16 protein-coding genes are annotated in these 17,553 nt (G+C 31.1%); 1 reads left to right on the plus strand and 15 read right to left on the minus strand.

The window, feature by feature from the left end:
* Positions 1–40: 40 nt before the first annotated feature.
* The 7 genes from Q4487_RS14930 to Q4487_RS14960 all read right to left on the minus strand — a co-directional run bounded on the left by Q4487_RS14930 (position 41) and on the right by Q4487_RS14960 (position 7,690).
* Positions 41–1,456: a sulfatase gene (locus Q4487_RS14930; RefSeq protein ID WP_100896496.1), complete on the minus strand. Its 1,416-nt coding sequence runs from the start codon at positions 1,454–1,456 to the stop codon at positions 41–43.
* Between the two features lie 14 nt (positions 1,457–1,470).
* Complete coding sequence (locus Q4487_RS14935; RefSeq protein ID WP_303544162.1) at positions 1,471–2,877, minus strand: sulfatase; 1,407 nt, start codon at positions 2,875–2,877, stop codon at positions 1,471–1,473.
* 11 nt (positions 2,878–2,888) lie between these two features.
* On the minus strand, positions 2,889–4,493 hold the full coding sequence (locus tag Q4487_RS14940) for a putative Ig domain-containing protein (RefSeq protein WP_303544159.1): 1,605 nt from the start codon (positions 4,491–4,493) through the stop codon (positions 2,889–2,891).
* A 302-nt stretch (positions 4,494–4,795) separates the two neighbouring features.
* Positions 4,796–5,185 (minus strand): RidA family protein, encoded by a 390-nt coding sequence (locus tag Q4487_RS14945; RefSeq protein ID WP_100896499.1) that lies wholly within the window; start codon positions 5,183–5,185, stop codon positions 4,796–4,798.
* Positions 5,186–5,279: 94 nt separating this feature from the next.
* Positions 5,280–5,843: a Crp/Fnr family transcriptional regulator gene (locus Q4487_RS14950; RefSeq protein WP_303544154.1), complete on the minus strand. Its 564-nt coding sequence runs from the start codon at positions 5,841–5,843 to the stop codon at positions 5,280–5,282.
* A 90-nt stretch (positions 5,844–5,933) separates the two neighbouring features.
* Positions 5,934–6,698 carry a type I methionyl aminopeptidase gene (gene map / locus Q4487_RS14955; RefSeq protein WP_303544151.1) on the minus strand — a complete coding sequence of 255 codons (765 nt, stop codon included), beginning with the start codon at positions 6,696–6,698 and terminating at the stop codon, positions 5,934–5,936.
* Positions 6,699–6,775: 77 nt separating this feature from the next.
* Positions 6,776–7,690, minus strand: coding sequence for a hypothetical protein (locus Q4487_RS14960; RefSeq protein WP_303544148.1), 915 nt, complete (start codon positions 7,688–7,690; stop codon positions 6,776–6,778).
* 251 nt (positions 7,691–7,941) lie between these two features.
* Between Q4487_RS14960 and Q4487_RS14965 the strand changes: the two genes are divergently transcribed.
* Entirely contained in the window at positions 7,942–8,541 is a 600-nt protein-coding gene (locus Q4487_RS14965; RefSeq protein ID WP_303544145.1) for an MCP four helix bundle domain-containing protein, read from the plus strand.
* Positions 8,542–8,600: 59 nt separating this feature from the next.
* Here Q4487_RS14965 and Q4487_RS14970 read toward each other — a convergent pair whose 3' ends face one another.
* From Q4487_RS14970 to Q4487_RS15005, 8 genes are all read right to left on the minus strand, one after another.
* Positions 8,601–9,071 (minus strand): DUF4952 domain-containing protein, encoded by a 471-nt coding sequence (locus tag Q4487_RS14970; RefSeq protein WP_303544142.1) that lies wholly within the window; start codon positions 9,069–9,071, stop codon positions 8,601–8,603.
* A gap of 172 nt (positions 9,072–9,243) precedes the next feature.
* The gene (locus Q4487_RS14975; protein WP_303544140.1) at positions 9,244–9,909 is read right to left on the minus strand and encodes a hypothetical protein; all 666 of its coding nucleotides are present in this window, start codon (positions 9,907–9,909) and stop codon (positions 9,244–9,246) included.
* 209 nt (positions 9,910–10,118) lie between these two features.
* Positions 10,119–10,721, minus strand: a complete 603-nt coding sequence (locus Q4487_RS14980; RefSeq protein ID WP_303544137.1) for a hypothetical protein — start codon at positions 10,719–10,721, stop codon at positions 10,119–10,121.
* Between the two features lie 162 nt (positions 10,722–10,883).
* Positions 10,884–11,480 carry an RDD family protein gene (locus tag Q4487_RS14985; protein ID WP_100894254.1) on the minus strand — a complete coding sequence of 199 codons (597 nt, stop codon included), beginning with the start codon at positions 11,478–11,480 and terminating at the stop codon, positions 10,884–10,886.
* A gap of 226 nt (positions 11,481–11,706) precedes the next feature.
* Positions 11,707–12,255, minus strand: coding sequence for a PH domain-containing protein (locus Q4487_RS14990; RefSeq protein ID WP_303544134.1), 549 nt, complete (start codon positions 12,253–12,255; stop codon positions 11,707–11,709).
* Between the two features lie 642 nt (positions 12,256–12,897).
* Entirely contained in the window at positions 12,898–14,478 is a 1,581-nt protein-coding gene (locus Q4487_RS14995; RefSeq protein ID WP_368411509.1) for a prolyl oligopeptidase family serine peptidase, read from the minus strand.
* Between the two features lie 12 nt (positions 14,479–14,490).
* Complete coding sequence (locus Q4487_RS15000; RefSeq protein WP_303544132.1) at positions 14,491–16,281, minus strand: carboxypeptidase-like regulatory domain-containing protein; 1,791 nt, start codon at positions 16,279–16,281, stop codon at positions 14,491–14,493.
* Positions 16,282–16,491: 210 nt separating this feature from the next.
* The gene (locus Q4487_RS15005) at positions 16,492–17,454 is read right to left on the minus strand and encodes a hypothetical protein (RefSeq protein WP_100896509.1); all 963 of its coding nucleotides are present in this window, start codon (positions 17,452–17,454) and stop codon (positions 16,492–16,494) included.
* Between the last annotated feature and the right edge of the window lie 99 nt (positions 17,455–17,553).

Here is a 17,553-nt window from a genome sequence, read left to right on the forward strand (position 1 = left end):
CTGCTTTAGTTTAACAATTGTAGGTATGCGTTTAAAAGCATTATTTTAGCTTTTGCTGTAATTGTTTTCTAAATTGAATTAATATAGACTTACTTGCTTTGTCTTTAGCAATGTTTGTCCATTCGTTAGGATCTTTTTTATGGTTATATAATTCTTCAAAACCATCTGAATATACTGTATATCTGTAGTTATTATTACGCAAAGAGTGTATGCCTTTGGCCTTAGATGTTAAAGCTGTTTTACTCCATTTTGCATTAGGGTTTTGCAATAATTTTGCTATACTTACTCCTTCTAAATCTTTTTTCTCTGGAAGATTACAAATGTCTACTAAAGTTGGATAAACATCTAACAGAGATACAATTTTTGTACTAACACCTACATTTTTAGATCTAGGGTCTACCACTAGCAATGGTGTTTTTGCAGCACGCTCCCACAATACATTTTTAGACCAGTGTTCTTTTTCGCCTAAGTGCCATCCGTGGTCTCCCATTAAAACAATAATAGTATTATCTGCATATTTACTTTTTTGCAATGCATTTAGTACATGACCTACACAAGCATCTGCAAAAGAAATATTTGCCAAATAGGCTCTAACTGCTTGTTTCCAGTTATTAGATTCTAACACGGATTTATGCACTCCTTTTTTTGCCATATTGTACCCCATTCTACCAACATCATTTAAATCGTTTTCTAAAACAGTTGGCAATTTAATATCATCTAAATTGTACAAATCAAAATACTTTTTAGGCGCGTACCAAGGCAAGTGTGGTTTAAAAATACCACAAGCAACAAAAAATGGTTTTGTATGTTCTTTACTTATAAAATTTGCACAATACTCTGCCGACTTAAAGTCGTTATTATCCTCATCTTTTACATCTGTTGCGTACCAGTCAAAAGACCTTAAAAAAGAACCTTTAACTCCGTTTTCTTTTAAATTTAAATTATGAGTATGTCTATTTTCTTCTGACGGATATACAGTACCCGCGTTGCCTATTTTTTCTTGCTGAAAAGATCCTGGATCACTACCCTCTTTTGGTTCTTTGCCACCACCTCTTGCATTATGAAAAATTTTACCTGCCGCAGCAGTTTCATACCCGTTTTCTTCAAAATATTGTGGTAATGTTACTGTGCTTTCAAAGCCTTCCATTTCTCTAAAAACTTCATTATTACCATAGACACCAGTAGTACTAGGCTGGTATCCGGTTAAAATACTGGTTCTAGAAGGGTTACACAATGGTGCAGAACAATAAGCATTTTTAAAAACCATACCCTTTGCCGCTAACGCATCTATATTTGGTGTAATGGCTTGTTGATTGCCGCCAAAGGCTCCTACCCAATCGTTTAAATCATCTACCATTATAAACAAAACGTTGGGTTGTTTTTTATTATTTTGGGCTGTTGCCATACCACAAATAAGTAGTAAACAGACTAGGATACTATTAATTTTTTTTCTCATTTTAAAAACTTATATTATTTAACTCTTATAGCTTCTTTTTCCGGGTTGTAATTGGGGTTTTGCTTCATCATTTGTGCTCCTACTGATGCTCTCCATTTCTCTAACTTCTTTTTCATTTTACGTACCTTGACTACATTAGTACTTGCAAGGTTTGTTGTTTCGTTAGGATCTGTAGTTAAGTTGTACAACTCTAATTTTCCGTCTTCAAAAAACTCTAGCAATTTCCAATTGTTATCTAAAATAGATCCGTAAGGTTTTGTTCTGTGATAGTGTGGGTAATGCCAAAACAAACTTTTTCGTTTTAATTTACTTTTTGCACCAGTAAGTATTGGTAAAAAAGACTCGCCATCTATTTCTTTAGCATTGTAATTTGTTACACCAACCATGTCTAAGATTGTAGGGTAAAAATCTATTCCCATAACCGGTACAGCAGATGTAGTGCCAGGTGCTATATTATTGGCCCATTTTACTAATAAAGGTTCTCTTACTCCGCCTTCATACCCGTAGCCCTTGTACCCTCTTAACCCGTTTGTGGTTTGGTCATAATTACCGCCATTATCTCCTGTTAAAATAACAATGGTATTATTTGCAATACCAAGCACATTTAACTTGTCTAGTATTTTACCAACACTAACATCTAACCTTTCTACCATTGCAGCCCTAGTTGCACTAACATATTCGTTTTTAGTATTTACAAAAGTGCTAGATTTTTTCTTGTATTTTTTTATCGTAGCCTTAGGTGCCATAACCGGACCGTGTATTGTGTAATATGAAAAATATAGTAAAAAGGGATCTTTTTTAGATACCGTATCTAAATACGTTATTGCTGCGTTGGTTAACTTGTCAGTCAAAAAATCGTTTTTTTCACCATTATCTAAATTAGGCATATCAAAAGGAGAAAAATATTTACCTCTACCTTTAGGTTGCCCCCATTCTCTACCACCAACGTTTATATCAAAACCGTGATTTGTTGGGTAATGCTCATTAAAATTTTGCTTATCTGTAGGCATTAAATGCCATTTACCAAAAAAAGCAGTTGAGTAGCCTTGTTCTTTTAATACCTCTGGCAGTAATTTTTCTTTATGTTCTAATTGCTTATTCCAGTTTGGCACTGCTAGCTTAGCATATGCATAATTATGACCACCAATCCAGTCTGTTAGTTTCAATTTTGCAGGGTATTTACCTGCCAAAATTGCTGCCCTACTAGGAGAACATACCGTACTAGCTGCATAGCCGTTTACAAACAACATTCCGTCTTTACTTAGTTTATCAATATTTGGTGTTTCATTAAACGTAGCACCATAACAGCCAAAATCTCCCCAACCAACATCATCTACCAGCAAAAAAACAATATTAGGTTTATTAGATTGAGAAAATAAAAGAAAGGGTAAAAAGCAAAGTATAGATGTTATAATTTTCATAGAAATTGTGATTATTTATCAGTTGTAACTTTTACAAAAATTACTCCGTGCCTAGGTACACTAGCAGAAAACTGATTGGCAAACTCTCCAATATCTTTTTGTCTCCAAACATCTCTAAAATTCTGAGGCCCAGAAATACCTAACAACTCCCAATTTACAGTAATAATTTGTTCTTTATTTTTTAGATTAAAAAGGCCAATTGCTTTGCTACCGTCTGATAATTCTTTAACTACAATCTCCATAGTATCATCATAAAAAACAGTTTTTCCGGGTATTGCTACTTCATCTTGATGAATTGCTAATACCTCAGAATTGGTTACTAAATTAACCGTAAACTTATCCATAGTTTCTATAGGACAACCAATTAATAATGGTGCTGCCCATAAAGACCAAAGTGATACGTGAGAGTATTGCTCATCTGCAGTTAGGCGAGACGGTTGCGGATTTTTACTTCTAGTGTTTACCTCACCAATAACTAACATATCTGGGTCTGGAAAATGACCTGGAGCGCCAGCAAAACCTTTTTCTAACCAGTTTCTGTGTGCTACCCACTCATCTCTTATACTTTTATGACTTCCTTTTCCGCCCCATCTATCTTTTAAATCTCCATCTGTTCTAAAACAATTTACAATTTCGCCAAATAGTGCTGCATTTTCTATAGGAGCCGTGTTACTTAATGAATATACAATGTCTCTATTACTCTTTTTTAATGCATTAGCCATACGTATGGTACTCTCTGGTTCATTAGGGTTCCAATCATACTTTAAATAATCTATACCCCAATCTGTCCATTGTGCCACATCATTTTCATCAAAAGTATATGTAGCTACTCTGGTAAATGTTCGTTTCTTTTTTAGTTTTTTATCGTTCATTGTTTGGTCCCAATATCCGTCTTTAGTATCACTAGAACCACCAATATAGCCTGCATATGTAGTTACCCACGGAGATGAATAAATACCAACTTTTAATCCCATTTTATGAATTTTGGTTGCCATTGCCTGCATATTTGGAAACTTAACAGAATCTGCTAAAATACCATGATGTTTACCACCTCTGTGAGATTGCCAACCATCGTCTACATTTATATAGCTCCACCCATAATTTGCTAGGCCTTTGTTAACCATTGCTTGTGCAGATGCAATTACATTTTTTTGTGTAACATCTGGTCCCCAACAGTTCCAACTATTCCAGCCCATAGGCGGAGTTAAACAAATGGTTTCACCCACTACAATTGTAAAGTTCTTTTTTTGTTCTCCTTTTTTATTTTTAGCAACAAATGTTAGCGCATAATCTCTTTTTTGCAGATTTTTAATAACACCACTTATTACACCTGTTTCTGTATTTAATTTTAAACCTGCAGGCAATCCTTTTACGGCAAACTCCATTGGTCTTTTTCCTGTTACAGGTATGCTATATAAAAACTGAGATCCTGGGCGTACGCCAAACACTGTTGGTCCGTTTATATTAGGACTAGTACTTGCCTTGGGAGTTAAAATGTATTTACCTTTTGGGTTTTTAGGTTGATACACTTTTTGTTCTTCTTTAGTATTACAAGAAACAATTAGAGTAAAGCATACTAATAAACAAAGAATATTAGTGTATGACGTATTTATCATTGGTGGTTTGTTTAAAATTGGTGTTGCTAAGTAACAAATAAGAGCAGGCGTAAATGTTTCTCTTAGTCAAACTTTTGTATCCTAACGTGCATTTTTTAAGGTATACAGCATAAAAAAGTGCGACTGTAATTTACTTACAGGCACACTTTATATAAATTGTACCATTTAAGATGTACAAAAATACTTAGCAATCGTCTTTGCTATTCATAAGTCATTAAACAAAATTTTGTCTGATTTTTCTAGCTGTATTGTATTTACTTCAACTTGTTTTTACTCAACTTAATGTTTAATTTATAAAAACATTACCTTACTACGGTAGCCTCTAATTCTACCTTTAATGTTTCAAAAAGACTTTGTACTTCTAATAAAGTACTTGCTTGTTTTATATTGTGTTTTGTTATCCAATTTTGAAAAATATCAAAACAAGAAAAAAATTCTTCTGTAGACGTAGTGTATATATTTAACCTAACAATATTTTTACACTCATAACCAGCATCTTTAATTACCTGTTCTAAATTTTTAATAGATGCACTTACTTGACTTTTCATATCTTCAGCACTAGATTTCCCATTAGAATCTATTGCTGTTTGCCCTGCTATGTATAAAGTTCCTTCTGCCCTAGCTACTTCAACTGCTTGTACATAACCTCTATCATTTTGCCATTGCCAAGGGTTAATTACTTGTTTTTTCATCTGTTTTTATGTTTTGTGATTACACCACAAATATTTTAAATAATACTATTGTTGGTGCGTGATAAACATCACAATTATAAAAAAGAAGAAATTTTTAAGATGATAACCTACTAAGTGTTTCTCGTGACACACCTAAATAAGAAGCTAAAAGAGTTTTAGGTACTCGCTGAAACAATATTGGTTGTTGCTTTAACAACTGTAAGTAACGCTCCTTTGCGTTTGAAGTTAAAAAAGATAAAATCCTGTTTTGTGAGGCTATGTGTCCTGAGTGAGATTTTTTAAGAAAAAAACGCTCCATCTTAGGCATTTTAGAAGATAGTTGGTAATAATTTTTAAGGCTAATTGAATATACCTCTGTGTCTTCTACACATTGCAATGACATTTTTGCTTTGGTTTGCTTAAAATAAGCCAAAAAATCGCTTTCCCACCAATCTTCCATTGCAAAAGACACTATATGTTGCTTACCATTTGTATCGTTAAATACTAGTTTTAAGAGTCCCGAAATAACAAAATAACAATAGTTTACATCATCACCTTCTTGAATAAGAAACTCATTCTTTTTATATTTTTCAATATTAAAATGAGACAACACAAAACTAAACTCGTTATCAGAAAGAGGAATTAATTTCACTATGTGTTCTTTTAATTTGTTCTTCATTAGGCAATAACTTCTATTTTACAAATTAATACTGAATAAAATTATAATAGCTAAACACTAGGTTACACTTATAAAAGAACTACGCAAAACCTAGTTCCACATACCATTAGATTCTGTTAATATTATTGGTGCGTTATCTGTAACTAGTATTGTTTGCTCGTGCTGTGTTACGTATCCTCCTTTATTACCAACCAAAGTCCAACCATCTTTTAACTCTACAGCAACGGTAGATTTTGTAGAGATAAAAGTCTCTATTGCAACTGTAGTATTTTTTTTAAATCTCTCACGATTAGTTCTAACTCTGTAATTCAAAATATTTTCAGGTTCTTCATGCAAGCTTCTACCTACTCCGTGGCCTGCTAAATTTTTAATTACTTTAAAACCAGATTTCTTAGCCTCGGACTCTATTAAGTGTCCAATGTCTGCTATTTTTACTCCTCCTTTAATATTTGTAATTGCTTTGTGTAATATATTTTTAGAAGCATCTACAAGTGGTTGGTGATTATGAATATCCTCACCAATAACAAAAGAACCACCATTGTCTGACCAAAATCCGTTTAACTCCGCAGAAACATCAATATTTATTAAATCACCTTCTTTTAGTATTTTACCTTTAGACGGAATACCGTGAGCAGCTTCTTTATTTACACTTATACAAGCGTAACCAGGAAAGCCATAAGTCTCATAAGGAGCAGATTTAGCTCCATAGCGCTTTAATATTTCTCCGCCATAAGCATCCAATTCTTTAGTAGACATACCAACTTTAGCATACTCTTTCATTAATTTTAGTGTAGTTCCTACAACTTCACTAACTTTTATCATTCCTAGTAATTCTGATTCTGTTGTTATAGACATTCTTCTTTTTTTAATGAGTTACAAGAGTTTGCTTGTTTGTTGTTGGACGTTTAGTGCTATACTTTACTGGTATTTTTTTATTCTAGCATCCAATTAATTAAATCTTTTTTATTGACTATTGCCCAGGAATGCGGATGCCTTTCTCCATTTGCTCTATACCCTCGGTTTTTTGTTTTTATCAATTCAATAGTATCTTCTCCAAATTCTATCATTAACTTTTCTGATAATTTTTGAATGTAAAAGGCATTTAAATCTTCATATTCATTTTTTGCATATTCTTTCCACCACTCTACGTCAGGTTCTGTATATAACCTAACTTTTAAATTTTTTAATCCTTTTAAATTATTAATATTTTCGGTTTTAAATGTATAGGGAGAATATTGCTCATACTTAGTTATCTGGTCTGTAGATGGATTTCCAAATTCTTCATCAAACATATTCTTAATCCAAGTAGATTCTTGAACAGATGACACAGAAAAATTAAGCTTTAAATTCTTTTCTGCAGTTGTATAAAGACCAAGAAGGTCTATTGGTGAATCTACAATAAAAACACCTTTGGGTTTAATTTGACTTTTATGAATCACAAGGTAATTGCTAATTAGCAGACTTACATTTCCTCCGCTTGAAAACCCTCCTATGAAAATGTTTTTTTTTGATAATCCATGTTCCTTTATTATTCTTGCTAATTGGTCTGCTAGTTCTTGTTTTTCTTTTTTGTTTAAATACAAACGTTGATTTAAATTCATTGCTAAAACCGAATAGTTATTTTTTACACTTAGTTCGGCAATTTTAAATTCAGACAATGTGTTTTCTGCATTACAAGGAAAGCAGGGAAATAAAATTAATAAGCCATTTTGCTTTTTGGCCTTAACAAGCTCAAAATAAGAAGTTTTTATAACCTCGCTTTTTACTTCTTTAGTCTTATTATCTTTTTTAGACTCGCCTTTACAAGAAGTTACAATTAAAAGTAAAATTATAATGTATTTTTTCATTTCTTAAATTGTAGCTAAGGCATTTACATCTAATTACTCTTAGGTTAGTTTAATTATTTTTAATGGTTTTGTTTATATAACCTTACGCATTTAAACATCTAAATTAGTAATAAAAAGCCGATTAAAAAAGTAGTAAATACAGACACGCTAAGCTTTACAAGCAACCCATAATTAGTAATAACTTACCGCTGGTAATTTATAGTGGTTTTTGTATATTTACAATAGATTTTACACGCTAAAAATTGCCATATATGACGTTTTACAACAAGTTAAAATGGATACTAGGAATCTTAATGATTTTTGTCTTAATAATTGCAACAAATTTAATAGACAAAAATAATTTTGTGCGTGTTCGTGATTCTGTTGTAACAATTTATGAAGACAGGTTAATTGCAAATGATCTCATTTTTGAAATGCTCCAATTAGTTCAGGAGAAAGAAATTGCAGTAGCAGTATCTGATTCTACTTTTTTTAAAGATAAAAATTTAAAAGTTAACACTAATCTGCAGTCTTTGGTTTCTAGGTTTGAGCAAACAAAGCTTACAACGCAAGAAACAAAGGTGTTTGATAGTTTTAAAAATAACCTTAAGACGTTAATAAAATCTGAAAGTCAATTTTTAAGTACAAGCCATAATAACAAGTCTAAAGTTGTTGCTCAACTCAAAAAAATAAAGACAAATCTTAGCGATTTATCAAAAATTCAGTTAAATGAAGGAAGTAGGCAAATGTTAATTAGTAAACGTGCTGTAGATACTGTAGAGTTGTTTACACAAATTGAAATTTATTTTCTGGTTCTTTTGGCTATCATCATACAAATAATAGTAATGTACAACCCTAAAGAAAAAGCTTAAGTGTTATTATAGCACTGTGCTAAAATAAACACTTTTGCATACTATTACTCGTAGATATTTTACGTTATAATTAATTCTACTGTTACAGTAAAATATTCAATTTTATCTCTGTCGTGTTCTAAATTAATAGTATTTTTTGATTTATCTATTTTTTCTCCAGAGGCAAACATACTAATAACGGCAGAACAATAAGAATCAATTTTCTCAAATTCTGGGTGTTCAAATTGTCCGTATACACCAGCATTGTCCCATCCACAACAAGCCCATTTTAAATTTCCCATTCCATAATTTTCTTTAAGGAAATCTTCTACTATTTTAGATTTATTTCCACGTACTCTGTAAGTAGCTCTATAAATTATTTGACTGTTTTTTACTTCTTCACATTTTACAAATTCTAACTCTTTATGTGTTTTTGCATAAGCTTCTAATAAATTACACTTAAGTTCTGTTTTTGAATTAACAAACTCATTTGAGAAACCAAAAATTAGAACTGTAAAAGAAAGCAGTATATATTTTAGAATTGAATTCATTTTGTTTTTTATTAGTAGTAACAACTTTGCATATAGCTTATTAACAATTTAAGTTCAATATATTCATCGCCAAATTTGTTTCAATTTTCTTGCTTAATCCTCACGTTAAATATAACAAACGTTGTTTACCTAAAAATCGGCTATGTATTGTTGTAAAATGCTATTGCCCGTTTTATTTCTTTTGTTTTTTAATTCTCTCAATTGATTCAAAAAGAGTGTCTTCTATTAATTCATTAGATTCAATTTTGAAGTATGATCTAAACTCCAATAATATTTCCCAAGCTTTTTCATTATCGATTAGAGCTAACACCTCAAGTTTTTCAATTTTTGTTAGTAACTCCTCATCTTTATATGTTTTAGCTACATTCTCCAATTCTAACATAAATTCGTCAATTTGGTTTTGATCAATTTTATGATTTTTAAAATCAGGTCGTTTAATTATGTTCTGAATAGTATCTTCATCAAAATAGATTTTTCTATGTCCCAAAGGAACTGTTTCATACTCCCAATTATTTCCGAATCTTAAAAGCCCCATCTCTGTAATTTCTAAAACTCCGTCTTTAAAATTTACAAAACAATTTTGAGAAAGAGATTCAAGTAATAATTCGTCAGTTTTACAATTGAAAATATCAAAATCAGAAATCAAAAGTTGATTATCTGATATTTTTGAATTTACAAAACCGCAAATATTATAAGTCTCTCCATTAGCAAGTTCAAAAGTCATTGCAGGTTTAACACCTTTCAATTCCAATTCTGTCCCATTAGAACAGAGACACTGATTTTGTTGGCCATAAGTTGAAATGGAAAGTAAAATTATAATTAATGTGATTCTTTTCATTTTAGAAATTGGTTATAACGTTTCAGCTATGGTTAGTAAGGGAATTAAAAGCGATTAATTTCCGATTAAGCACTTAGCCAAAACTTTTTATTTTGTTTTAATCATTTCTTTTAAAAGCCAAATTTAAAAATTTGGAGGTCTTTTCAAATACGCACAAACCTTTGGTAAAGTACTTATTAGCTATGCTTTATATACATTGTTAGCAGTAGTTACTTTCTTTTCTCTAACATTTCATCTCTGGATTTACAAGACAATTCATATATTTTGTCACAAAAATTAAAATAAACATCTTCATTAAAATTTTCTAAATATTCTTTTTTAAACCACATTTTAGTTTTTACAACAGGAATTTTAATGAATTTATCTTGATCTTTTTCATAATAACTCCAATTCCCAATAAAGTCTCCCGTTAAAATATTTAAACTTGATTTACCGCAAGCGTCATTAGAATTTGTACTACAAAATTCATAGAATTCTATTCCAATTAATCTGATTTTTTTCGCTTTTTTATCATATCTGAATTTGTTTGAGTAACCTGCTCTCATATAATGATTTTCAAAAACAAATCCTTGTTTTCCGTCATCACTTGTGCCAGACATAGTGTTTAAACCTATTTTTTTACTTTCTAATTTAACATACTTTTTACTTGATAAAAGACATATTATTTTTTTGTTTCCTTTATCAACATATACTGTATCAAGAATACCATCAAAGTCGATGTCTTTTTCCAGAGCCCACCTTTTTTGCCCAAACAAAAAGGTGTTTGAAAAAAGTAGTATTAAAAATACGTATTTAACGTTAATTACTATCATAGTTTAAAATTAGCTCTAATTACTGCCAATGGTAGGTACAACCGAAGTTACGGGATTAAAGTTACTATTTTTCGACTTATCACAGCTATTAGCAATTGGGAGTGGATTCGAACGTAGTCGAATCCGCCGTAATTGCGGTTATACATTGTTGACATTAGTATTTTATTCCACATTGTCTTTTACAACTTTGGTTTTCGATAAAAAGTCGTGAATTCCGTTTTTAACAAATAGAAACGAAAGTCGGTCAAATGGAATTAGTCGACAAAAAGTACGAGTTATTATATCTCCATCAGTCGGTTTTTCTCCGTTCATTTTCACAACTTTTGTTTTGGTTACAAACTTTCCGATTGTTTTTTTAAATTTAATTTCCATTATCGCATAGTAAGCTATAAAAGTTCCAAAAATTAAAATATAACCAATTAGAGAAATCATTCCTTGGTCAGTCGGTTGTACAAAAAGTCCGATTATAAAACTAATGATAAATGCTAAAATCAACCAAACTATAAAGTCGATTAGGAAATTCACAAAGCGTATTCCCGAACCAACAACATTCGAGTCCACTTTTTCTTTTTGTTCTTTTTCCGCTGTTGTTTTTTCTCGGATTTTTTCGAATTCAGATGTGTCGATATTCCGCTTTTCAACTTCTGCATCCGCTGCTTCGATTGCAGTCGGATTATAGCTTCCTCTTTCTACTGTTATAATTTTTATTAATTCTTCATCCGTCCTTTCGGACATTACTTTCGCAAATTCGTTTTCCATTAGTTTGATGGTAGGTATATATTAATGCCAACGGCTCCGTATATGAAAAGTAGCGCTAAAAATAAGCGATTAATTTCCGATTAAACGCGAGCCGAATCTTTTATATTTTGTTTTAATTTTATCATTTCAAAGCCAAATCAAAAAGATTTGGCGACTTTCAAAAAATGCCCAAACCTTTGTGTTAGCAATTACTTGCGCTATTTTTTATATACATTGTTACCACACGTTATTTTTCTTTCTGTATTTCAATCACTTGATTATATACTTTTCTAACATTTTGTATCAAATCAAGTTGTGGATTCGCTTTCATTCCAGGCCACCAATTCATTCCATTCCCCCAAATCATCATTGGATTTTTTGGTCCGATAGAAATAGTTCCACTTCCGTCATTTTTTTCGTTGTACTCAATATCAGATAGAGTTCTAATGTTTAATGACTTTACACTTTTAGAAAATACTCCACTTTTTATAATTATCCTGTCTTCTGTCAATCCGTAATAAGTATTTTCTCTTTGTTTTGCGTCAATTATAAATCTCCCGAACACAAATATCAACCCTATTAATACAAAAGGAATTCCGATTAAAGCAAATATTCCGCCACCTTGCGAAGCCATAAACATCCAGAATATTGCCAATCCGCACCATAATAGACTGAAAGGTATTAGGAAAATATCTGCTGTTCTAAATACAATACCTTTTTTTGGTTGAGCTGTCCAAAGCAAAGTTTCTTTATTGTCTAAATGTTCTCTTAATTCCGATTGTATATCTCCTCTCATTCAGTTTTTTTTAATGTGTGGTAACGGTTAATATATGTGTCGTAGCAGGGCAAAATGTTACTCTGATTTTCGGTTTTTCTGACATACTTTATTGCCACGCGTTTTTATTGGTTCTGCGTTTAATTCCGACTTCTGTATATGAATATACTTAGAGCAGATCCTGCAACAAAACCCAAAAGTAAAAACAAGTTGTATTTCGCATTTTTAATATTATAGGATATGTCTATTTCATTCCCCAAATTGTAATTGGCCATTTTCTCCAATTCAGCATTAACTAAATAAATTCTGAGTTGCCAAAATAATATTCCGCTTAGTAATATTATTCCACAAGTTATTAAACCTTGATTTAAGAATTTTATTTTGGTCAGCCTTGCAACGCATAAATATAAAAGCGGTAAAATTCCAATAACCACCGCAAAGAAAATCTGCGAAATAAATTGGGAATTCATCTTCGTCGTTATCATTTTTATATTATACTCGGTCGACAGAGCTATTGAAAGTTCGAAGAAAGACTTGTGAAGTAAAAGCCCTGATAAAATAAACAGAATTACTAAAGCTAAGTAAGTAAATGTTTTTCTCATTGTTGGTTTTTAATATTGCTTAACGTTTTGGCTATGAGTAGTAGCGTCCCGCAGGGTGCTATTACTTATAGGTTTTGTTAGGCACTGGGTTTTTATTTTTTTCTTTAGCGAATGAATATGTTTCAGCGAACAGTTTTATCCATTCCTTACCTGTTGTATTTCCAATGTGTCCACTATTCATATCTGTCAACATTATTATTTCTGAATCAGATAAATTATTTTCTCTTAACCTAGCCGTATATTTTGCTACTTGCCAAATAGGAGTTTGATAATCCTGATAACTAGTAATCAATAACACATTTGGATATTGTTGCGGTATAATGTTTTGATAAGAGGAATATTTTAGAATGTAATCGTAAACTTCTTTGTTTTTTGGATTCCCCCATTCTTTGTATTCGTCTATTGTAAGAGGAAGAGTATCATTCATCATTGTATTTATGACATCTAAATAAGGGTGATCTAAGATAATGGTATTGAACAACTCTGGTTTTAGATTTGTAGCCTGCGCAACAATTAATCCACCTGCACTATTTCCATACCCAATGAGCAGTTCTGAAGTGGTATACTCTTTTTTAATGAGATACTCTGCGCATGCGACATAGTCTAAAATTGACTTTTCTTTCTGTAATTCCCTACCTGATTTATACCATGATTGACCTAATATTGACTCACCTCTAACATGGGCATATGCTATTGTATAACCTTGTTCTAACAATATGGCATCTTGAGCATCAAAAGAAGGAGTAGTAATAGCACCATAAGCACCATAAACTTTTAAAATTAATCCGCTATTACTTTTGGTTGCAGCCCTGTTTTTTACAATTGTTATTGGAATTTTAACACCGTCATGACTTTTAGCCCAAATACGTTTAGTAGAAATGTACTTATAGTAAATCGGGTTTACTGATTCGGTTTTTGAAACAACATTCAACTTGGATGTGTTAAAGTTGTACTTGTATTTAGAATAAGGTTGTGATGGCGAGCTAAATGAAAACAAAAAGCTATTTGTTGTATCATCTGTTGAAATAAGATGGTAATCACCTATTCCTAATTTAAGTTCTAGTTCTTGCCATTTATCATCATTATGCCCTATGAATTTTAATTTGGGCATAGATTTATCGTAAACCAAAGCAATTGTTTTGTCCTTCATTGTAAGAATGTCAACAATGTAATCGTCTTTATAAGAGCTGGTGAATAGTGATTGGTTGCCAGGGTCAGAGAATGTATGAAACTCTATTGAACTTCCAACTTTCTCATCATTCACAAGTAAATAAATTCCATTTTTTATTTTAACTTTTGCAATAACTCCTTTCTCTCGTTTTTTTATGAGTTCCATTTCTGGAAAAGGTAAATTGGGTTTTATTAGATAGACTTCATTTTCTGTTTTGGACTGGATTGTACAAAAAAGAAGTTCGTCTATTTTTGTTATTTCTACATCAAATTCAGGATTATACTCAGTGTAAATTGTTGAGTTCATCCTGTTTCGTATGTCATAAAAACAAAGTTCTCTAGCACTACCAATGTCACTTGTCTTTGTGTAGAGAATAGTTGAATCTGAATGCCATTGAACAGTATAAACATTGGAAATCGAATCAATCTCAATATCCTCTCCAAAAGGTAATATAGTAGCAAAATCGCCAATTACACCTGTTTTTTAATAAAGAACCAAAATCATAGATTTCGATTTATTAGGAATAAACCGCTTTATAAAAACATCATTATGTTTGGTTTCGAATAACGATAGATTTAATACTTCAACTCTGTTGATAGAGTCGTTTTGATAGTACAAAATATCATTGTTCAAACTATCTTCTTCAAAGAAGTAGCTGTTGGGTTTAATCTCTCTTTCGGAGTCTGATGTTTTTTCATAGAAAGTGTTTAACTGTTCAAACAGTTTTTTCTGATATTTCTTATCCTCAATTAATTCGTTTTTAGCATACTTGTTTTCATCTGTCAAGTACGCTTTAAGTTTACTTTCATAGGCAGGAAGTGCCATCCAGTGTAAACTATCAATTAAAGAAGTGTTGTGGTAATTAAAGGAAAAATGCTTTCTAGAGGCGACAGGAATTGGTAAATCTAATTTTTGTTCTTGTTTATGACTTTCAAATTGTTTGAGCAACGGTTGATTTTTTTCTAAGTCTGAAATTATTTTCGGACTAAGTTGTAGAGAATCTGCTAATTCAATTTCCATCCAATAACCAGGATTATAATTGTTCTTGTAATGTTTGATAGAAGAAAAGCGAGTTGATTTAAACAAGGAAGAGTCGGTAAATGGTTTAACATTTTCAGTTTGTATATCAACAACATAAATCTCCTTATTTGCTTTATGCAAAATTGATTCTCCATTTTCTTCAACACCGACTTTTTTAGTTTCGGAAAATTTGATGTTTTGGATATGATATAAACCACCTTGTTTTTTGTAGTTCATTTCTACTTGATAGTCAAGAGGCATACGTTTCGCAAAGAACCCAAAGTCCCTGTCTATAGCAAGTTTATATTGAAACCTTAATAGTGCATAGGAATCTTTTGAAATGTAAATTCTGCCAATGTAAATTGGTGATTTATTCTTTCTTGATTGATCAATACTGAAATTTCGGTTGGTTGTTTTTGGATAAAATGAAATAACATAACAAGCCTCACCATTTATGGTTTCAGTTGGTTGATGTTGAAAATGATATTTATTCAGTATAGCAGGATTAAAAAAGTCATATTGATATTTGATTTTATCAAACGCAAATAAAAGCAATGGACCTCCTATAAGTGTTGTTTCTATTCCATAATTGCTCAAATTGTCGGAATGCCTGGAAGCAAGGATAACTTGTTTATCTTCTTTGGTGTTGAAATCTTTGAGCAAAGGATGAAAAAATCGATTGCCTTCTAATTCAGAAGCATATGATTCATCATAAAACCAATCTTCCCAAATTTTCCGATCTAGTTTTTTCTGTGGATATGCGGTATAATGTGTATTGACAATAGCCTCATTTAACTGAATAAAAGTGTCATTTTCCTCAATCGTTTCTCGATATAGTGACTGGTAAATTATAGGTTTATTACTATAGTTTTTAGAGGTATTTTTTATTGCAGTCTTTATTATTTTTTCTGGCTTTGGAGGCTTTGCATATGTCACAACAACTTCAGAAAGAACTTGAAGGGAACTTTTAAGTTTTATTTGAAACGTTGTTTTGGGATTATTTTTTGAGTAAAGCTGTGTTTGCTTGTCATATCCAATATAAGACACAACAACTGAATCTTTATCTTTTAAGTCAGATTGCTCGAATGAAGCTAATCCTTCCATATTTGTTGAGGCTCCTATTCCAGATATCTTGAAATAGATATTAGCGAAAGGCAATGGTTCATTTGTCTCAAAATCCAAAACAAGTATGCTTATCTCTTGACCAAAAGAAAAAAGTGGAAGTATTAGAAATATATAAAGAATTTGTTTCACTGATTTTTTTGCTTGTGTCTAACGGACTTGTGTATGAAACGTAGCGTACAAAAAGACACTAACTTTTCGGATTAACACAGAGCCGAATTTTTATATTTTGTTTTTAATTTTTCACTTTTTAAAAGCCAAATTAAAAAGGTTTGGCGGACTTGGTTAAAAAGTACTAAACTTAATTTTAAGCACCAAAACCTATATTAATTTTAGCCATTGTTACAAAACGTTTTTTGTTCTTTCGTCTATTAGTTTTAAATATCTTTCTCTATTTTTTTTACTCAGAACCTTTTCAGCCATTTTTCTTTTGTCTTGTGTAGTTTTATAATAATTCTCGAAAGTTTTAGACTGAATATTCATATTGTAATTAACATAACGTTCTGTAAACTTGTAATATTCAAGACTTTTAGAATTCCATTTATGTTTATTATACTCTTTGAAAACATCTGAATAAAAGTTGTCAGATTCAGGATTTTTAATTGAACTTTCCACTTTTTCAGGGTAGTACTTCTCAAACCAGTTTAAATATTTGTTTAAATGCCCGAGGTAAATTTCAGAGTATAAAAAGTTATCGAAGCTGTTTTCAATTTTAATGTTGTTCAAGTCAATTACTTTTAAATCAAATTCTTTCTCTATTAGCATTTGTTCCCAATTGGTTTTGTAATCTGATTTTTGGTCATAATCTAACTTGCTCTTGTCAATCTTATTTGAATTTAAATAAAATTCTCGCAGTTTTATTTGTTGAATACCAGTATTGTTTGGACTGTTTATAGAATCTATACTTTGTGTTTCAATCCAATTTATATTAATCGACTTCTCATTTGTAATATAGAAAGTAGGTATTGAGGTGAAAAATTTTTCGCAATTCCCGAAAAAGTATGTTTGTGGTGCCGAACTATATATTTGGTATGTAAATGGTTTAAACTTTTTAGTTGCAATTGAAACTAATTTTGAATTTAGGTTATGTTTTTTGAATTTGAACTCTCCATTTTTTGAAATAGATGTTGAATCAATTGTATAATTCTCGTTCAAATTGTCAAAATGATTAATTTCATTAAGGTAAACCATTCCAGAGTCAGTTGAATAAATTTTTCCATTAATTATTGTCCCAACGTTTTCATTGCCTCTATTACAGGATAGAATTGCTAAAACTAAAATTGTTATTAAGTAAAAGTTTTTCATCAAATGTTTTACAACTAGTTAGTAAACGCAACTACAAATTTAACGCGCTTAATTTTCTTACAATATAAAAACATTTTTTGTGGTACAATTACGGATATG

The sequence above is a fragment of the Cellulophaga sp. 3_MG-2023 genome (assembly GCF_030546975.1).
Lineage (GTDB): Bacteria > Bacteroidota > Bacteroidia > Flavobacteriales > Flavobacteriaceae > Cellulophaga.

Coding starts and splice junctions, on each gene's coding strand:
- Q4487_RS14930 (WP_100896496.1), bottom strand. CDS start 1,456: ATGAGAAAAAAAATTAATAGTATCCTAGTCTGTTTACTACTTATTTGT.
- Q4487_RS14935 (WP_303544162.1), bottom strand. CDS start 2,877: ATGAAAATTATAACATCTATACTTTGCTTTTTACCCTTTCTTTTATTT.
- Q4487_RS14940 (WP_303544159.1), bottom strand. CDS start 4,493: ATGATAAATACGTCATACACTAATATTCTTTGTTTATTAGTATGCTTT.
- Q4487_RS14945 (WP_100896499.1), bottom strand. CDS start 5,185: ATGAAAAAACAAGTAATTAACCCTTGGCAATGGCAAAATGATAGAGGT.
- Q4487_RS14950 (WP_303544154.1), bottom strand. CDS start 5,843: ATGAAGAACAAATTAAAAGAACACATAGTGAAATTAATTCCTCTTTCT.
- map (WP_303544151.1), bottom strand. CDS start 6,698: ATGTCTATAACAACAGAATCAGAATTACTAGGAATGATAAAAGTTAGT.
- Q4487_RS14960 (WP_303544148.1), bottom strand. CDS start 7,690: ATGAAAAAATACATTATAATTTTACTTTTAATTGTAACTTCTTGTAAA.
- Q4487_RS14965 (WP_303544145.1), top strand. CDS start 7,942: ATGACGTTTTACAACAAGTTAAAATGGATACTAGGAATCTTAATGATT.
- Q4487_RS14970 (WP_303544142.1), bottom strand. CDS start 9,071: ATGAATTCAATTCTAAAATATATACTGCTTTCTTTTACAGTTCTAATT.
- Q4487_RS14975 (WP_303544140.1), bottom strand. CDS start 9,909: ATGAAAAGAATCACATTAATTATAATTTTACTTTCCATTTCAACTTAT.
- Q4487_RS14980 (WP_303544137.1), bottom strand. CDS start 10,721: ATGATAGTAATTAACGTTAAATACGTATTTTTAATACTACTTTTTTCA.
- Q4487_RS14985 (WP_100894254.1), bottom strand. CDS start 11,480: ATGGAAAACGAATTTGCGAAAGTAATGTCCGAAAGGACGGATGAAGAA.
- Q4487_RS14990 (WP_303544134.1), bottom strand. CDS start 12,255: ATGAGAGGAGATATACAATCGGAATTAAGAGAACATTTAGACAATAAA.
- Q4487_RS15005 (WP_100896509.1), bottom strand. CDS start 17,454: ATGAAAAACTTTTACTTAATAACAATTTTAGTTTTAGCAATTCTATCC.